Here is an 18087-nt window from a genome sequence, read left to right on the forward strand (position 1 = left end):
TTTCACGGCGACCATATAGGGTCGCACGCCGAGACCATTGCTGTTTTGCCTGGAGAGTTTTATGCCCGCGCCCCTGATGACGATTGCCACCGGAACCGATCTGCCGGCCCGCGCTGATGTGGTGGTGATCGGAGGCGGCATCGTCGGCACCTCGATCGCCTATTATCTGGCGCGGTCCGGCGTCAGTGTCGTGCTCTTAGAAAAGGGCCGGATCGGCGCGGAACAATCGAGCCGGAACTGGGGCTGGTGCCGCCAGCAGAACCGCGATGCCCGCGAACTGCCGATGGCGACCAAAAGCCTCGAACTTTGGGATGCGCTCGCAGCCGAGATTGGCGAGGATGCTGGTTTCCGCCGTTGTGGTCTGACCTATCTGTCCGATGACGAAAGCGAGATCGCCGGCTGGGCGAAGTGGCGCGACTTTGCCATCACCCAAGGCGTGCGCACCGCCATGCTGACGCCGCAGGAGGCCGCCGAGCGTGGTCGAGCGACGGCCAAGGCCTGGAAGGGCGGCGTGTTTTCGCAGGATGACGGCATTGCCGATCCATCTCGTGCCGCGCCCGTTCTGGCGCTCGGCGTCATCAAGTATGGTGGGGTAGTCTTGCAGGAATGTGCCGCGCGCGGTGTCGAGCTTTCCGCCGGTCGCGTCAGCGGCGTGGTGACAGAAAAGGGAACCATCGCTACGTCGCAGGTCGTCGTTGCAGGTGGGGCATGGGCATCGTCCTTCTGCCACCAGCTTGGCGTCGGAATGCCACAGGCATCGACGCGTTCGACCATCCTCTCTGTTGGTCCGGGTGCCGCCGGAGACATTCCACCAGCGCTTCATACAAAAGATGTGTCGATCACCGCGCGCGGCGATGGCGGCTGGACGCTGGCGGTTTCCGGCCGGGCGCAGCTCGACCCGACGCCGCAGAATATTCGATACGCCAAAGCCTTCCTGCCGATGTTCACCCGTCGCTGGGGCAACCTTTCTGCGGGCAGTCTGCAGGGCTGGGGCTGGAAACACGAGACGCGCCGCATCTGGAAGCTCGACCGGCCGACGCCCATGGAGCGGGCCCGTATTCTCGACCCGAAGCCGAACCGCGCTATTGCGCAGGATACGCTTGCACGAGCAAGAAAACTTCTACCCGGCCTTTCTGCCAATCCCGTTCAGGCCACGTGGGCCGGTTACATCGACAGCACGCCCGATGGCGTGCCGGTGATTGGCCCGGTGGACAAGATTCCGGGCCTGATGATCGCGGCCGGGTTTTCCGGTCACGGGTTTGGCATCGGTCCCGGTGCCGGCCTCCTTGTCGCGCAGATGTTGACCGGGCAGGCTACCTTCGTCGACCCGGCCAATTATAGGTTGGAACGTTTCGCCAAGGCATCGTGGGGCAAGGTTTCCGAATTCTAGCGGCATCTGCCTTCTCAACGTGCAAGGTAGCGGCTTGACGACCGGTCGGTGGCAGGGCGAGCGATTTCACGCGTGTCATCAGTGATTTGGCGAATGCGGAATTGCCGACCGTGCGAACTCCATCAAGGCGGCCGATTTTACAGGTCTCGGCGCAATCACGCCCCGAAACCAATAAGACTTGTAAATAAGACCATTCCAAATATTTGGATTAAGCTCCTCGGCATAACGGTCGAGAAGCTTTTTCTCCTTTGTGTCGATCTCACCAGACGCGATACGCGCCATCAGATCGTTGCTGGCTGCCGCCATGAACTGCAGCTCCATAAGATACAAGATCTCCAAGGATATGATGTTGTCGGCGATATCACCGTGAACCTGCAGGGTTGTCGGTTGGTAACCCGGGATCTTGTCGATCAGCACTGTCTGCATCAGATCGCGCTAGGTGTCCTTGTCGCCATTGTTGCACGCGAGGAACAGCAGCTTGGGTTTGGCAACCTTTGCTGCTTCCAGCTCGGCGATGTCCGCGCAAGGCTTCGCGACATCGCGGATGACTGTTCCAGTCGCTTGGATTCATCCGTTCTCTCGCAAGTAACCTAAAGTTGTAGACGGGATACGAGGGGATCCGCACGGACTGTTCCCGATAGATGGTTCGAGCACAAAGCCCGCTATCTTGCGGGTCTCCTGCATATCGATCCAATGGTGGGTCATCACTATTCACGAGCATTGCAATCGAGTTTAGAGCGTCAGGGGACTACAGGATCTCTGCGTTCATAAAGAGCTCCAACTTTGTCAGAACGCCCCAGACGATCCGGGCCATTTTAGCGGTAAGCGCGCCTACAGAATGCATTCGGGCATGGAGAACATACTCGAATTGACGCTCCAGTACGGTTTCGCCCAGCCAGTTTTCTTCCCCATCACTCCAACTAGACACATGGCCTAAGAATTGCGTGTGACCGGGAGATAGTTTGCCGGGAGACGTCATTGGCAGTTCACACGCCCATCCAATGCATCGTGATTGCGCTGAGCTGCATCGGAATGAGAGCGATCAGCGCATTTTCGAGCCATGATAGGATCAAAGGACTTGCGTCGCCGGTCATTGCCGCACCCGATGTCCACGTGAGGCATACCCTGACCATCGTGAGCAACACGAGTGCGTCTTTGCTCCGGGGTCGGGGGGCTGCGTCAAGCGTGGGTCGCTTGCATCTCGCATGCCATTGCTCTGGTGCCCCGGCATGAGCAGATCAAAAATCACCACGGACCTAACGATCCTGGTCATCGACGAGAACGCCATCCGGGGTTCGATCATCGAAGAGGGTTTGAACGAGGCGGGGCACCTGAATGTCAGGGTCATCCATGAAATGCAGGGCGTGGCGCGGCTGATCGAGACGATGGATCCGGATGTCATCATCATTGATATTGAAAATCCAAATCGTGACATGATGGAGCATATGTTCCAGCTCACCCGGATGATTTCGCGGCCAATTGCCATGTTCGTGGACAGATCCGATACGGCGGCGATCGAGGCTGCTGTTGATGCCGGGGTTTCGGCCTATGTGGTCGATGGCCTCAAGAAAGAACGGATCAAACCGATCCTCGATATGGCGGTGAGCCGCTTCAATGCCTTCAGCCGGCTGCAGCGCGAACTCGCCGAGGCACGCAGTGCGCTTGAGGAGCGCAAGGTCATCGAGCGGGCCAAGGGCATTTTGATGAGGATGCGGGGGATGAGCGAAGAACAGGCATACGCGCTGCTACGCCAGACGGCGATGAACGAGAAGAAGAAGCTGGCAGACATCGCGCAAAGCGTCGTCACGGCTGCAGGAATGCTGCTTTGAGCGCGGCATCGATCGGAGAATGCTGGTGAGTGATCGTGTTTCCACGCAATCTGGCGACAGCGCCGTCAAAGCGCCGTCACGTGTCCGCGGCAAGGAGCAGAGGCTTCTGCGCGCGGGATACATCCCTTTGATGGATGCCGCGATCCTGATCGTTGCAGCCGAGCTCGGCTTTGCGGAAAGGGAGGGACTGCGTCTCGAACTGGTACGGGATGTCACCTGGGCCAATGTGCGGGACCGGCTGGCGTTTCGTCAGTTCGACATTGCCCATATGCTGTCGCCGATGCCGGTCGCCTCCATGCTGGGGCTGGGATCCAATCCTTCGCCGACGATCACACCCTTTTCGCTTAGCCGCGGCGGCAATGCCATCACGCTGTCGGCGCGGATCTTCGAGCGGATGAAGTCGTTGACGGGGCTTGCCGATGATGCGGGCGCGCTTGCCAATGCGAAGGCTCTCGCGGCTCTACTCGCCGACATGCGCGCCCGCGGCGAAGCCATGCCGACGCTTGGCATGACCTATCCGTTTTCCTCGCACAATTACGAGTTCCGCTACTGGCTGGCAGCTGGCGGCATCAATCCGGACCGCGACGTCAAGCTGGTCGTGGTGCCGCCGCCGCTGACATCCGATGCGCTTTCGGCAGGCGCGATCGATGGATTTTGCGTCGGTGCGCCCTGGAACATGATCGCCTCTGAACGCGGGACTGGCAGGATCGTCGCGGTCAAGCAGGACATATGGCCTCTGGCGCCGGAGAAAGTGTTGGGCATGCGGCCGGAATGGGCTGAGACCAATGCCGATACGGTGTCGCGCCTCATCGTTGCGCTCGACAGGGCAGCGCGGTGGTGCGACGACGCCCAGAATCACAACGAACTCGCAGAGATCCTCAGCGCCCCCGATTATATCGCGGCGCCGACGAGCATTATCCGCAGTGTCCTCAGCGGCGAATTCAGTCTGGATGCGCAGGGCACGACGCGGGTCGTTCCCGACTACTTTCTCTACCACGGCAAGGCGGCAAACTATCCGCGGCCGGACCAGGCAAGCTGGATCTATAGCCAGATGATACGCTGGGGCCAGACCGACTTCAGCGAAGAAGGCATGGCACGGGTCAGGAGCGCCTTCCGGCCCGACCTCTACGAGATGGCGCTGGGCGCAAACGCGGCCACCCCGGATGAGCCGGGCGAACGAAGTGCATCGGGATATGATGGCTTCATGGACGGGGAGATTTTCGACCCTCGTGATGTGCAGGCCTATGCGGAGCGTTTTGCAGTTCGCTCGACGTCATCAGGCGACGACGTGACCGAAGCGTAATCGCGCGGTGCGCAAAGCTGAGGCATCTGCATCGAAAGTCAGGCTTCATAACGTGCAGCGCCGCTTGCCCTGCAATCGGCTACGCATTCGGCAACTGCCCGAAAATGCAAACTAATCGTTCCCGTTGATGGCCTTATTTCGATCTGGCACGATGTTTGCTTGTATCTAACTGTCCGCGGTCAATGGCGATCGCAGGACAGATGAGCGCCCGATCAGGCGCAAATACCCATCCGACACCGACGTCGCATGCTCCCTTGCCGTCCGGCGCTTATCGCCCGGACCCGGCAGACGGGCACGCGGCGTTTTTTTGTTTCCGGATCTCCGTCACACCAGAGGGGCACAACGCTATGACGAAGACTACAGGAATGAACATCAACCGCCGGCAGATCCTGAAGATCAGTTCTGCCGTTGCCCTGGCAAGTGCTGTGCGCGCCGCATTTCCGTCCGGCGCCTTCGCCGCCTCGGCAGGTCCGGAAGTCAGCGGCCTCAAGATCGGCTACATCGCGCTGACCGACGCCGCGCCGCTGATCATTGCACAGGAAAAGGGCCTGTTTGCCAAGCATGGCCTGCCGGATGTGGAAGTGCTCAAACAAGCATCCTGGGGCGCGACGCGCGACAATCTCGTGCTCGGCGGTGCCGCCAACGGCATCGACGGTGCGCATATCCTCACCCCGTTGCCCTATCTCATGTCCACCGGCAAGGTGACCCAGAACAACGTACCGGTGCCAATGTCGATCGTTGCCCGCCTCAACCTCGACAGCCAAGGCATTTCGGTTGCCAAGGAATATGCCGGGACCGGGGTCCAGCTCGATGCTTCCAAGCTGCGGGAGGCGTTTGCCGCCAAGAAGGCTGCCGGCAGCGAGATCAAGGTCGCCATGACATTTCCCGGCGGCACCCATGATCTCTGGATCCGCTACTGGCTTGCCGCCGGCGGCATCGATCCGGACAAGGACGTGTCGACGATCGTGGTGCCGCCGCCGCAGATGGTGGCGAACATGAAGGTCGGCAACATGGACGCCTTCTGCGTCGGCGAGCCTTGGAACGAGCAGCTCGTCAACCAGGGTATCGGCTTCACTGCCTGCACCACCGGCGAGATGTGGAAAGGTCATCCGGAAAAAGCGCTCGGGCTTCGCTCCGACTGGATCGAGAAGAACCCGAATGCCGCGCGTGCGCTGATGATGGCCGTCATGGAAGCCCAGATGTGGGCCGACAGCATGGACAACAAGGAAGAGATGGCCGCCATTCTTGGCAAGCGCCAGTGGTTCAACGTCCCGCCGAAGGATGTCGCCGGCCGCCTCAAGGGCACCATCAACTACGGCAACGGGCGCCTTGTCGAGAATACCGGGCTGGAGATGAAGTTCTGGAAGGACCATGCCTCCTATCCGTTCAAGAGCCACGACGCCTGGTTCCTCACCGAGAACGTCCGCTGGGGCAAGTTCGCACCCGATACCGACATCAAGGCGCTGGTCGACAAGGTCAACCGCGAGGACATCTGGCGCGCGGCAGCAGCCGATCTGGGCATTGCTGCCGCCGACATTCCGGCGTCGAGCTCGCGTGGAAAAGAGACCTTCTTCGACGGCAAGGTCTTCGATCCGGAAAACCCGAAGGCCTATCTCGAGAGCCTGACGATCAAGGCAAGTGCCTGAAGCAGCGGCCCCTCACGCGGCAGCGCATGGGGGGCCTGTTTTGTCCAGAACGAACATCACTTGAAGGGATCACCATGACTGCAACAGCCCGCAAGTCAGACCAGGCGACAACGCCAGAAACGCCGGCGGCGTCGGAGAAAAGCGCGACCGTTGTCATGATGGTGCAGCCCTCAGCCCGCAAGCTCAACATCCGGCGCGCCGCCACTGCCGTCTGTCGCAACGTACTGCCGCCGCTGGTGGTGCTGATCGCGCTCCTCGCCATCTGGCAGATCGCCTGCTCCGGTGCTGGCGCTACTTTGCCACCGCCATCGCAGGTCTGGATCGACAGCTATGACCTGATCGCCCATCCGTTCTTCGATTTCGGGCCGCAGGACATAGGTCTTGCTTGGCGCGTGCTGATCTCGCTTCAGCGTGTCGCGATCGGCTTCGGGCTTGCAGCAGTGGTCGGCGTCTTCCTTGGCGCCCTTGTCGGCCAATCGGTCTGGGCCATGCGCGGCCTCGACCCGATCTTCCAAATTCTGCGCACTGTTCCACCACTCGCCTGGCTGCCGCTCTCGCTCGCCGCCTTCCAGAATTCCAATCCGTCCGCGATCTTCGTCATCTTCATCACCTCGATCTGGCCTGTCATCATCAACACCGCGGTCGGCGTGCGCAACATTCCGGATGACTATCGCAACATCGCCCGGGTGCTGCGCCTCAATCAGCTCGAGTTCTTCATCCGCATCATGGTGCCGGCGGCAGCCCCTTACATCTTCACCGGCCTTCGCATCGGCATCGGCTTGTCGTGGCTTGCCATCGTGGCGGCGGAAATGCTGACCGGCGGCGTCGGCATCGGCTTCTTCATCTGGGATGCGTGGAATTCCTCGCGCCTCACCGACATCATCGTGGCGCTCGCCTATATCGGCGTGACCGGCTTCGTCCTCGACAAGCTGGTGGGCCTGCTCGGCTCGATCGTCACCCGCGGCACCGCCAGGAATTGAGGAGACGGCCATGAGCGCCTACCTGAAAATCGATCACGTCGACAAGAACTTCGAACGCGCCGGCACAACAACAGAGGTGCTGAAGGACATCTCGCTCACCATCGACAAGAGCGAGTTCGTCTCCATCATAGGCCATTCCGGTTGTGGCAAGTCGACCCTGCTGAACCTGATCGCTGGCTTGACGCGGGTTTCCGCCGGTGCCGTCCTGCTCGAAAACGTAGAGGTCAATGCGCCTGGCCCGGAACGCGCCGTCGTTTTCCAGAACCATTCGCTGCTGCCGTGGCTGACCGTCTACGAAAACGTCAATCTTGCGGTCTCCAAGGTCTTTGCCGGCAGGAAGACGCGGGCCGAAAAGCATGACTGGGTGATGCGCAACCTGGACCTCGTCCAGATGGCGCATGCCAAGGACAAGCGCCCTTCCGAAATTTCCGGCGGTATGAAGCAGCGCGTCGGGATTGCTCGCGCGCTCGCCATGGAACCGAAGATCCTCCTGCTCGACGAACCTTTCGGTGCGCTCGATGCGCTTACCCGCGCCCATCTGCAGGATGCGGTGATGGAGATCCATTCCCGCCTTGGCAACACGATGATCATGATCACCCATGACGTCGACGAGGCCGTGCTGCTCTCCGACCGCATTGTCATGATGACCAACGGCCCGGCCGCCCGCATCGGTGAAGTGCTTGACGTGCCAATCCCGCGGGTACGCGACCGCATCGCGCTCGCGGCCGACCGAACCTACCTCAAGTCCCGCGAAGCTGTGCTGAAGTTCCTCTACGAACGTCACCGCTTCGTCGAAGCTGCGGAGTAACCGACATGACGGAAAAGCTCGTTATCATCGGCAACGGCATGGCGCCCGGTCGCATGCTGGAAGAGCTCTTCGAAAAGGCCCCCGGTCGTTTCGACGTGACCATTTTCAACGCCGAACCCCGCGTCAACTATGACCGCATCATGCTCTCGCCGGTTCTGTCCGGCGAAAAGTGCTACGACGACATCGTCATCCACAATGACCACTGGTACGCCACCCATGGCGTGACCCTGCACAAGGGTGCAAGGGTCACTGAGATCGACCGCCAGGCGAAGACGGTCACCTCGGCCAACGGCATTACCGCAGCCTATGACAAGCTTGTCATCGCCACCGGTTCTCTCCCGTTCATCATCCCGGTTCCGGGTCACCAATTGCCCGGCGTTCTCGCCTACCGCGATCTCGCCGATGTCGAGAAGATGGTCGAGATTGCGGGCGCCAAGGGCCGCGCCATCGTCATCGGCGCCGGGCTGCTGGGCTTGGAGGCTGCTTACGGGCTGAAGCGGCAGGGCATGGAGGTGACCGTCATTCACCTCAACCCGACCATCATGGACCGTCAGCTCGATCCGCCCGCCGCCTATCTGCTCGAAAAGGCGCTGACCGAACGCGGCATCGACATCATCACCAAGGCCAATACCAAGCGGATCCTTGGCACCGACGAGGTCGAGGGTATCGAGCTGGATGACGGCCGCGTCATCACCGGCAACATGGTGATCATGGCCGTCGGCATCCGCCCGGCGTCGAGCCTTGCCAAGGAGGCCGGCATCGCCGTCAACCGCGGCATCGTCGTCGACGACGGCATGATGACCTCCGACCCGCATGTGTTTGCGCTTGGCGAATGCGCCGAACACCGCGGGATCTGCTACGGGCTCGTTGCGCCCCTTTATGAAGCAGCCCGGGTTCTCGCTGATCGCCTCATCGGCGGGACCAGCGAATATCATGGCTCCGTCGTCAACACGAAGCTCAAGGTCACCGGCATCAACCTGTTTTCGGCAGGCGATTTTGCCGAAGCGCCCGACCGCGAGGAAATCGTGCTGCGCGATGCGTCCGCCGGTATCTACAAGCGGCTAGTGCTGAAGGACAACAAGATCGTCGGTGCCGTGCTTTACGGCGAAACGGCGGATGGCTCTTGGTTCTTCGACCTGATGAAACGCGGGACCGATATCTCGCAAATGCGCGACACCCTGATATTCGGCCAGTCCTACCAGGGAGGGTCTCCGCTGGACCCTATGGCGGCCGTTGCAGCCTTGCCGGATGATGCGGAAATCTGCGGCTGCAACGGCGTCTGCAAGGGCAAGATCACCACGACCATCACCGGCAAGGGTCTGACCTCGCTGGATGACGTCCGCGCCCACACAAAGGCATCCGCATCCTGCGGCTCCTGCACTGGCCTCGTCGAGCAGCTGATGGCGCTGACGCTGGGCGATGCTTACAACCCGGCCGCCGTCACGCCGATGTGCACCTGTACCGAGCTTGGCCACGACGACGTCCGCCGCCTAATCAAGGCCAAGGGTCTGAAGACCATTCCCGCCGTCATGCAGGAACTGCAATGGAAGACCTCCTGCGGCTGCGCCAAGTGCCGGCCTGCGCTCAACTACTATCTCGTCTGCGACTGGCCGGACGAATATGCCGACGACTACCAGTCGCGCTACATCAACGAACGCGTGCACGCCAACATCCAGAAGGATGGCACCTATTCGGTCGTGCCGCGCATGTGGGGCGGTGTGACGAACGCCGCGGAACTGCGCGCCATCGCCGATGTCGTCGACAAGTTCGAAATACCGATGGTGAAGGTGACCGGCGGCCAGCGCATCGATTTGCTCGGCATCGAGAAGGAAGATCTGCCGGCCGTCTGGGCCGACCTCGGCAAGGCCGGATTCATCTCGGGTCAGGCCTATGCCAAAGGCTTGCGCACGGTAAAAACCTGCGTCGGTTCCGACTGGTGCCGCTTCGGCACGCAGGATTCGACCGGGTTCGGCATCCGCGTCGAGAAGTTCATGTGGGGCTCGTGGACACCAGCCAAACTGAAGCTTGCCGTCTCCGGCTGTCCGCGCAACTGCGCCGAAGCCACCTGCAAGGATATCGGAGTGATCTGCGTCGACAGCGGTTTCGAGATCCATTTCGCCGGTGCCGCCGGTCTCGATATCAAGGGCACGGATGTTTTGGGTTTGGTGAAAACCGAGGATGAGGCGCTGGAGCATATCGTGGCGCTCACCCAGATGTATCGCGAGCAGGGCCGTTACCTTGAGCGCATCTACAAATGGGCCAAACGCATTGGCCACGACGAGATCCGCCGCCAGATCATGGGCGATCCCGAAAAACGCCGTGCCTATTACGACCGTTTCGTCTTCTCCCAGACATTCGCCCAGGTCGACCCCTGGTCGGAGCGTGTCTCGGGCAAGGACAAGCACGAGTTCAAGCCCATGGCGACCATCAGCTACAACCAGGCAGCGGAGTGAGGCGATGAACAGCAACTGGATGACGATCGGTCGAATAGACGACATTCCGCTGCGCGGGGCGCGTTGCGTAAAGACGCCGCAGGGTAAGGTTGCCGTGTTTCGCACGGCCGAAAACGAGGTCTTTGCAATCGAGGACCGTTGCCCGCACAAGGGCGGTCCGCTCTCCCAGGGCATCGTCCATGGCAAGGCCGTGACCTGCCCCTTGCACAACTGGGTGATCTCGCTTGAGAGCGGCCGCGCACTCGGCGCCGACGAAGGCTCCGTCGCGACACTGCCGCTGCGCAACACGGACGGCGAATTGTCCATCCTCCTGGAGAGACGGCTGGAAGCGGCCGAGTGAACACCCCCATCCCGCATATTCCCAAGGAGGCAATGATGCTGTCAAAATCAGACGTGACCGAGATGATCTACGAGAAGAAGCGGCAGGCCGGCCTGAGCTGGGCCTCGATTGCCGAAGGGATCGGCATGAGCGAGGTATTTGTTACCTCGGCCTGCCTTGGAATGAATGCGCTGCCACGCGTGAAGGCCGATCTTCTGGTGCGCGATCTCGGTCTGCCCCAGGAATGTGCTGTCGTCCTGGCGGAGTTCCCGACCAAGGTCTGGGGTCGCGATATCCCTACCGATCCCTGCATCTACCGGCTCTACGAGATCGTTGGAGTTTACGGCGAGACCCTGAAAGAGCTCATCCAGGAGAAATGCGGTAACGGCATCATGAGCGCCATCGATTTTGACATGGTGGTGGAGAAGGTTGCCAATCCGAAGGGCGACCGCATTGAGATTCGCATGAGCGGAAAATATCTCGGTTACAATAGTTGGTGAGATGCGGGAAGCCACCATGTCCGGTGTAACCAAGACGACCTGCCCCTATTGCGGTGTCGGCTGCGGCGTGATCGCCGCAGTCGACGACGAGGGCAAGATCAGCGTGGCGGGCGATCCTGACCATCCCGCCAATTACGGAAGGCTTTGTTCGAAAGGCTCGGCGCTGGCCGAAACGCTGGATATGGACGGTCGCGCACTTTACCCTCAAGTGCATGGCGAAAGAGCCGGCTGGGACGAAGCGCTCCATCTCGTTGCCGCAAACTTCCAGCGGACAATTTCCGAGCACGGGCCGGATGCCGTCGCCTTCTATGTTTCCGGGCAGATGCTGACCGAAGACTATTATGTCGCCAACAAGCTGATGAAGGGGTTTATCGGCTCCGCCAACATAGACACCAACTCACGCCTGTGCATGGCTTCGTCCGTTGCCGGTCATCGCCGCGCCTTCGGCGCCGATACCGTCCCGGCCTGCTATGAGGACCTGGAGCTGGCGGATCTGGTGGTCTTGGTCGGCTCGAACATGGCCTGGTGCCATCCTGTCCTTTACCAGCGTCTGGCGGCGGCCAAGGCTGCCCGGCCTTCCATGAAGGTGGTGGTGATCGACCCGCGCAAAACCGCGACCAGCGACATCGCCGATCTGCATCTGGCCGTGGCCGCCGATGGCGACATCGCCCTGTTCAACGGGTTGCTCAACTATCTGTCCGAGACCGGAGCGGTGGATGAAAACTACGTGTCGAGGCACACATCCGGCTTCCCCGAAGCGTTGATGGCAGCGTCACCCGGCTCTGTCTCCGACCTTTCGGAGGCGACGGGCGTGTCCGGCATGCTCATCCGCCAGTTCTACCGTCTCTTCGGAGAAACCGAGAAGGTCGTCACCTGCTACAGCCAGGGCGTCAACCAGTCGGCTGTCGGCACGGACAAGGTCAATGCCATCATCAACTGCCACCTGGCGACAGGCCGGATCGGCCGGCCCGGCATGGGACCTCTGTCGCTGACCGGCCAGCCCAACGCCATGGGCGGACGCGAAGTCGGCGGCCTCGCCAACATGCTGGCGGCCCATATGGCAATCGAGAACCCGGTGCACAGGGATCGGGTGCAGCGCTTCTGGAATTCACCCACCATCGCCGACAGACCCGGCCTGAAAGCCGTCGACATGTTCGAGGCGGTGGCGGACGGACGGATCAAGGCGATCTGGATCATGTCGACCAACCCGGTTGTCTCCATGCCCGAGGCCGATGCGGTCAAGGCGGCCCTCAAGGCATGCCCCTTCGTGGTGGTCTCGGACATCCAGCAGGATACCGATACGGCCCGTCTCGCCCATGTCCTGCTTCCGGCCACCGGCTGGGGCGAAAAATCCGGCACGGTGACGAATTCAGAGCGTCGAATCTCCCGGCAGAGACCGTTCCTATCTGAGCCGGGCGAGGCCCGCGCCGACTGGTGGCAGATGGCTGAGGTGGCTAAGCGTATGGGGTTCGGCCCGGCTTTCGATTACGGCGCTCCGGGCGAGATCTTCGCCGAGCACGCGGCCCTATCCGCGTTCGAGAACGAGGGCGAGCGCGATTTCGACATCGGCGCCCATGCCGCAATCAGCCACAGCGCTTATGAGGAGCTCCAGCCATTCCAGTGGCCGTCGCGTTGTGACGGTTCAACGCTTGCCCGTTTCTTCGCCGATGGTGGTTTCTTCACTGCCGATCGAAGGGCTCGTCTCGTACCGGTCGCGACGCCCGCGCTGGAAAAGACGGATGCCTGTTTTCCCTTAACCCTCAATACGGGCCGGATCCGCGATCACTGGCATACGATGACGCGCACGGGAAAGAGTGCCCGGCTCTCCGCCCATATCGCGGAGCCCTTCTGCGAGATCCATCCGGCGGACGCGGCGAACGTCGGTATCGGCGATGCCGACCTCGTGCATGTCGAAGGCGAAAACGGCAGGTCGATCATCGTGCGCGCCCTGTTGACTGAACGGCAGATGCGGGGGTCGGTCTTCATTCCCATGCACTGGACCGGCGAGACGGCGCCGAGTGCCCGCGTCGATACGCTGGTTCCACGCCGCGTCGATCCGGTGTCCGGCCAGCCTGCCTTGAAGATGGCGCGCGTTTCCGTTTCCCGCCACGAGGCGCAAGCGCATGGCTTCCTGGTGACGGCGAAGCGTCCGCTCGATCTCCCGTTTGCCTATTGGGCGATCGCGAGAACCGAAAGCGGTTACCGACTGGAATTTGCAGGCGACCCGCCCGCCGATGGCTGGGAGGACTGGTTGCGGCGCAGCTTGCAACTCGACGAGCGCCAGGACTTCTCCGGTTACCTCGACCGGCAGGCCGGGGATCACCGCCTGCTCGCCTTTGACGGAGAGCATCTGCTGGCAGCCTTGTTCGTGGCACCGGAACCGGTCAGCGTATCGCGGCAATGGGCGGTCGAGCAGCTGAAGGAGCGGCATCTGGACAGCCGCACCCGTTCCATGCTCATAGCCGGCCGTCCGGCAGCGGGGCGACCGGACAAGGGCGCGATCGTCTGCTCTTGTTTTTCGGTCGGTATCAATGAGATTAGTGCCGCCGCCCATCGCGGTTGCCGTTCTGTGGAAGCCGTCGGCCTAGTCTTGAATGCCGGAACCAATTGCGGCTCCTGCCGCCCCGAAATCAGGAGGATCCTGGATGCGACGCAAACCCTTGCAGCAGAGTGACGGAAACGAACGCATCGCAGCACTCGCCAAGCTGCCGGTCTTCTGGAACCTTTCGGGCAAGCGGGCGGTCATGGCGGGCGGATCGGATGGCGCCGCCTGGAAGGCAGAGCTTCTGCAGGCCTGCGGCGCTGAGGTGGAGCTCTACTGCGAAACCGCTGAGCTTGGCGACACGATGAAGGCGTTGGTCGCGCGGACCGGGCTGACGCATCATGACCATCCCTGGCATTGCGGTATCTTCGCCGGGGCGTCGCTGGCGCTCGCCGACTGCGAGACCGAAGCCGAGGCGCAGGCCTTCTACTGCGCGGCGCGCGCGGCCGGCATCCCCGTCAATGTGATCGACAAGCCTGCCTATTGCCAGTTCCAGTTCGGCTCGATCGTCAACCGGTCTCCGGTGATCGTGTCGATCTCGACGGACGGGGCGGCACCGATTCTGGCCCAGGCGATCCGCCAGCGGATCGAAACACTGTTGCCGCCGGCGCTGAAGCAATGGGCAGGCCTTGCGCAGTCGGTGCGGGAGGCGGTCAACCGCCGGCTTTCGCCGGGTCCGGCAAGACGCCTTTTCTGGGAGCGTTTCGTTGCCCGAAGCCTCTCGACCAACGAGCCACCAGCGCAAGATACCGCGGACCGGTTGCTCGCCACCGCCGAGCAGATCGCCTCGGTTCCGAGTTTGGGATCGGTGACCCTGGTCGGTGCGGGGCCGGGAGATGCCGAACTGCTCACGCTCAAGGCCATGCGGGCGCTGCAGGCCGCCGATGTCATCCTGTTCGATGATCTTGTCTCGCCGGAGGTGCTGGAACTGGCGAGGCGTGAGGCAAAGCGGTTCCTCGTCGGCAAGAGAGGCGGACGGGAGAGCTGTCGCCAGGATGACATCAACGACATGATGGTGCGGTTCGCAAAGGACGGCAAACGCGTTGTCCGGCTTAAATCCGGTGACCCGATGATCTTCGGGCGGGCTGGCGAAGAAATCGCCCGGCTGCAAAGCGAGGGCATCGCCGTGGACGTGGTACCGGGCATCACCGCAGCGTCGGCCATGGCTGCGTCGCTGAAGACATCGCTCACCAACCGCGACCACGCCCAGCAGGTCCGCTTCGTCACGGCCCATTCGCGGGATCATGAACTGCCCCAGACCGTCGACTGGGCCTCGCTCGCCAAACCCGACCAGACCTCGGTATTCTACATGGGCGGACGCATGGCAGGCCAGATCGAGCAGCGCTTGATGGACAACGGGATGACAGCTGACACGCCCGTTGTCGTTGTCTCCTCCGTCAGCCGCCCGCACGAACAGCGCTGGTCTGGCCCGCTCGCAAGCCTTGGCGATGCCATGCGCACGATCGGCGTCGAGGAGCCTGTGCTGATCGGGGTCGGAGATGTGTTCGGCGCGGTTGCCGGAGTATCGGATTACGCAGGATTGCCATCTCGAATTCGCAGCTGAAGCCTGTCTGCGTGAAAACGGCAACCGCTTTCCTAGCCGCTTAATCGGCTCGTCCTTGCAAACTTCACACACTTGCAATGCGATTAGCATCGCCTTCAAGACATCAGCCTCGTCCCAAGGATCGACCGTCTCCGACATGTTTGAAGGTCTGAATCGCGAAGCATGCCGCCGCCGAAGTTTGCGATAGGAGCCATTGTTACAGAGCTCTTCGAGTGCCGTCGGCGTACGTCGCTCAACAGACGCGACCCGCGGCGAGTTCGTCTCCGAGCATATTCATCCGTGCCGCGCATTTCAACGCCTCACCGGAGGCCGACATACGCTGTTCGCAAGTAACGAGGGCCAAGCTGGAGCACGATTGCAAACTTCGGTCTCGTATCATGCTTCGTCGTCATGGTCGAAGGATGGTCATTTGCGATAGGCATCTGCTTGCGTCGTCATTGTGGACTTTTCAGGAGCGCCGCCTAGTTTCCCTGAAAAGCGGCCGGATTGGGGCGGGATCGTCCGTCCCAATGATCCGCAAGTCGGAGCGCAGGAGGACAAATCCGCGGTATGAAAAGTTTTGTCATCAACCCCCCGGTTTTCTACGGCTCAGTCATCGTCATCGGTCTGTTTCTGGTGGTCGGCATCGCCATACCCGGGCAAGCGGGCGCTTTTTTTGGCGCCGTGCAGGCATCGATCCTCGGCGCGTTCGGCTGGTTCTATCTGCTTTCCGTCGGCATATTTCTCGCATCCGTCCTGCTGCTCTGTTTCGGCCGCTTCGGACAGCTCAAGCTTGGTCCGGATGATTCCGTTCCCGATTTCCGCTTTCTGTCGTGGATCGCCATGCTGTTTGCCGCCGGCATGGGGATCGGCCTGATGTTCTACGCCGTCGGTGAACCGATGACGCATTTCATGGCGCCGCCGACGGCCGAGCCGCGTTCGGTCGCAGCCATGCGCGAAGCAATGACCGTGACCTTCTTCCATTGGGGGATACACGCCTGGGCAATCTACGCCGTTGTCGGCCTGTCGCTCGCCTATTTCGGCTATCGCTACAACCTGCCGCTGACGATCCGTTCCGGCCTCTATCCGCTTCTCAAAAACCGTATCGATGGTCCGATCGGTCACGCGGTGGATATCTTTGCGATTGTCGGCACGATGTTTGGGATCGCCACGTCGCTCGGTGTCGGCGTCTCGCAGATCAATGCGGGTCTCAACCACCTTCTCGGCGTTCCGATCGGCATCGCTGTGCAGTTGCCGTTGATCGCAGTTGTGACCGCGATGGCGACCGTGTCGGTCGTGACCGGCCTCGACAAGGGCGTCCGCATCCTGTCGGAAACCAATCTTATCGTCGCCATCCTGTTGATGATCTTCGTTCTCGTGGTTGGTCCGACCAGCCTGTTGTTTCGGGATTTCGTGCAGAACCTCGGTCTCTATTTCGACACGCTGGTCCTGCGCACATTCAACATCTACGCCTATGAGCCGACGCCCTGGGTTGATGCCTGGACCCTGTTCTACTGGGCCTGGTGGATCTCCTGGTCGCCATTCGTCGGCATGTTCATCGCCCGCATTTCCCGCGGCAGAACCGTGCGGGAATTCGTCGTCGCCGTCCTCTTCATTCCCGCCGGGTTCACCTTCTTCTGGATGACGGTGTTCGGCAATACAGCGATGTTTATCGATACCGGCATCGCCAACGGCGCTCTCGGCGCGGCTATCGCCAATGACGTATCAGTGGGGCTGTTCCGGTTCTTCGAGTATCTGCCGCTGCCGGCAATTACCTCGACGCTCGCGGTTCTGCTGGTGTCGATCTTCTTCATCACCTCGGCAGATTCGGGTGCGCTGGTCGTGGACTCCATTGCAGCCGGCGGCGAGACGAACACGACAACAGGACAGCGGGTTTTCTGGTGCGTTATGGAAGGTTTCGTGGCGGGGTGCCTGCTGCTCGCCGGTGGCCTGACGGCGCTGCAATCTGCTACTGTCGCCAGCGCGCTGCCGTTTGCCGTGATCATGCTCGGTCTCGTCCTTTCGCTGTATCTGGGCATGCGAGAGGACCTTGCACAGCGCGATGCGCACAACGGCGCCACACTTCCGGCTGCCCAGCCGGCATCCGGGCAGACCTGGCAGCGGAGACTGGCCCTGATGCTGGCCACCGCGACCGAAGCCGATGTCCGTCGCTTCATCGACACGCATGTGCGTCCAGCCCTTGATCAGGTCGCGCAGGAACTGACCTCCAGGGGACGGCATGCTGAGGTGGTCGATGACACGGACGGAGCGATCGTCCTGCGCTCACCCGCACAAGATGTTCGTGACTTTGTCTACGGTGTCACACCCACAAAGCAGCGCGTCGCGAGTTTTACGCCTGTGCGGGCCGGAGAGCCTGAGTTTCGCTTTGAGGCGCGGACCTATTTCTCGAGCGGCAATCGCGGGTATGACGTGATGGGGATGTCGCGCGATCAACTCATCAGCGACGTCCTGGCGCAGTTCGAACGCTATCTTCACCTGGTGCATTCGCCGGAGTTTCAGCTGGTCCACAGTGCTCCAGAACATCCATCCGGAATATAGCTGTTATGGGGGGCGGCCTCGTTGCAAGGCGCGCCTGTTACCATAACAGGTCCGACGCTCATCGTAGCGGAAGGCGGTCTGTTCGCAGACGCTTGATCCTAGGTCCCGCTACGTGGGTTGAGCTCCAAAGCGGACACCAACTGTCGCGGCAGACTGACGGGCGACCTGATTAATCCCAACTTGGCAGGCAAAGGCGTACACCTGAGACGTCGACA

General features: G+C 61.4%; 13 protein-coding genes. 12 read left to right on the forward strand and 1 reads right to left on the reverse strand.

Going from position 1 to position 18087, the window contains the following annotated elements; genetic code table 11:
• Window positions 1-61 precede the first annotated feature (61 nt).
• Window positions 62-1390, forward strand: coding sequence for an FAD-binding oxidoreductase (locus tag ACQY1P_RS05265; protein WP_325265769.1), 1329 nt, complete (start codon window positions 62-64; stop codon window positions 1388-1390).
• A 78-nt stretch (window positions 1391-1468) separates the two neighbouring features.
• Here ACQY1P_RS05265 and ACQY1P_RS05270 read toward each other — a convergent pair whose 3' ends face one another.
• Window positions 1469-1816, reverse strand: coding sequence for a hypothetical protein (locus ACQY1P_RS05270; protein WP_325265770.1), 348 nt, complete (start codon window positions 1814-1816; stop codon window positions 1469-1471).
• Window positions 1817-2619: 803 nt separating this feature from the next.
• Between ACQY1P_RS05270 and ACQY1P_RS05275 the strand changes: the two genes are divergently transcribed.
• The 11 genes from ACQY1P_RS05275 (at window position 2620) to ACQY1P_RS05325 (ending at window position 17872) form a co-directional block, all read left to right on the forward strand.
• The gene (locus ACQY1P_RS05275) at window positions 2620-3219 is read left to right on the forward strand and encodes an ANTAR domain-containing response regulator (RefSeq protein ID WP_062463239.1); all 600 of its coding nucleotides are present in this window, start codon (window positions 2620-2622) and stop codon (window positions 3217-3219) included.
• 19 nt (window positions 3220-3238) lie between these two features.
• Window positions 3239-4522: a CmpA/NrtA family ABC transporter substrate-binding protein gene (locus ACQY1P_RS05280; protein ID WP_430253303.1), complete on the forward strand. Its 1284-nt coding sequence runs from the start codon at window positions 3239-3241 to the stop codon at window positions 4520-4522.
• A 347-nt stretch (window positions 4523-4869) separates the two neighbouring features.
• On the forward strand, window positions 4870-6168 hold the full coding sequence (locus ACQY1P_RS05285; RefSeq protein ID WP_062578323.1) for a CmpA/NrtA family ABC transporter substrate-binding protein: 1299 nt from the start codon (window positions 4870-4872) through the stop codon (window positions 6166-6168).
• Window positions 6169-6242: 74 nt separating this feature from the next.
• On the forward strand, window positions 6243-7148 hold the full coding sequence (ntrB, locus tag ACQY1P_RS05290) for a nitrate ABC transporter permease (RefSeq protein ID WP_062463249.1): 906 nt from the start codon (window positions 6243-6245) through the stop codon (window positions 7146-7148).
• A 10-nt stretch (window positions 7149-7158) separates the two neighbouring features.
• Window positions 7159-7956 (forward strand): ABC transporter ATP-binding protein, encoded by a 798-nt coding sequence (locus ACQY1P_RS05295; protein ID WP_325265771.1) that lies wholly within the window; start codon window positions 7159-7161, stop codon window positions 7954-7956.
• Between the two features lie 5 nt (window positions 7957-7961).
• Window positions 7962-10409, forward strand: a complete 2448-nt coding sequence (gene nirB, locus ACQY1P_RS05300; RefSeq protein ID WP_430253305.1) for a nitrite reductase large subunit NirB — start codon at window positions 7962-7964, stop codon at window positions 10407-10409.
• Window positions 10410-10413: 4 nt separating this feature from the next.
• Window positions 10414-10749, forward strand: coding sequence for a nitrite reductase small subunit NirD (gene nirD, locus ACQY1P_RS05305; RefSeq protein ID WP_062463257.1), 336 nt, complete (start codon window positions 10414-10416; stop codon window positions 10747-10749).
• Window positions 10746-11228 (forward strand): cyanase, encoded by a 483-nt coding sequence (gene cynS, locus ACQY1P_RS05310; RefSeq protein ID WP_348635233.1) that lies wholly within the window; start codon window positions 10746-10748, stop codon window positions 11226-11228. The genes nirD and cynS overlap by 4 nt, the downstream gene beginning before the upstream one ends.
• A 16-nt stretch (window positions 11229-11244) precedes the next feature.
• Window positions 11245-13902 carry a molybdopterin-dependent oxidoreductase gene (locus ACQY1P_RS05315; protein ID WP_325265773.1) on the forward strand — a complete coding sequence of 886 codons (2658 nt, stop codon included), beginning with the start codon at window positions 11245-11247 and terminating at the stop codon, window positions 13900-13902.
• Window positions 13874-15334: a siroheme synthase CysG gene (gene cysG, locus ACQY1P_RS05320; RefSeq protein WP_325265774.1), complete on the forward strand. Its 1461-nt coding sequence runs from the start codon at window positions 13874-13876 to the stop codon at window positions 15332-15334. Before ACQY1P_RS05315 ends, cysG begins: the two co-directional genes overlap by 29 nt.
• A 549-nt stretch (window positions 15335-15883) precedes the next feature.
• Window positions 15884-17872, forward strand: a complete 1989-nt coding sequence (locus ACQY1P_RS05325; RefSeq protein ID WP_430253307.1) for a BCCT family transporter — start codon at window positions 15884-15886, stop codon at window positions 17870-17872.
• Window positions 17873-18087: the final 215 nt, after the last annotated feature.

This window comes from Neorhizobium sp. DAR64872/K0K18 (genome assembly GCF_050500175.1).
Taxonomy (GTDB): Bacteria; Pseudomonadota; Alphaproteobacteria; order Rhizobiales; family Rhizobiaceae; genus Neorhizobium; species Neorhizobium soli.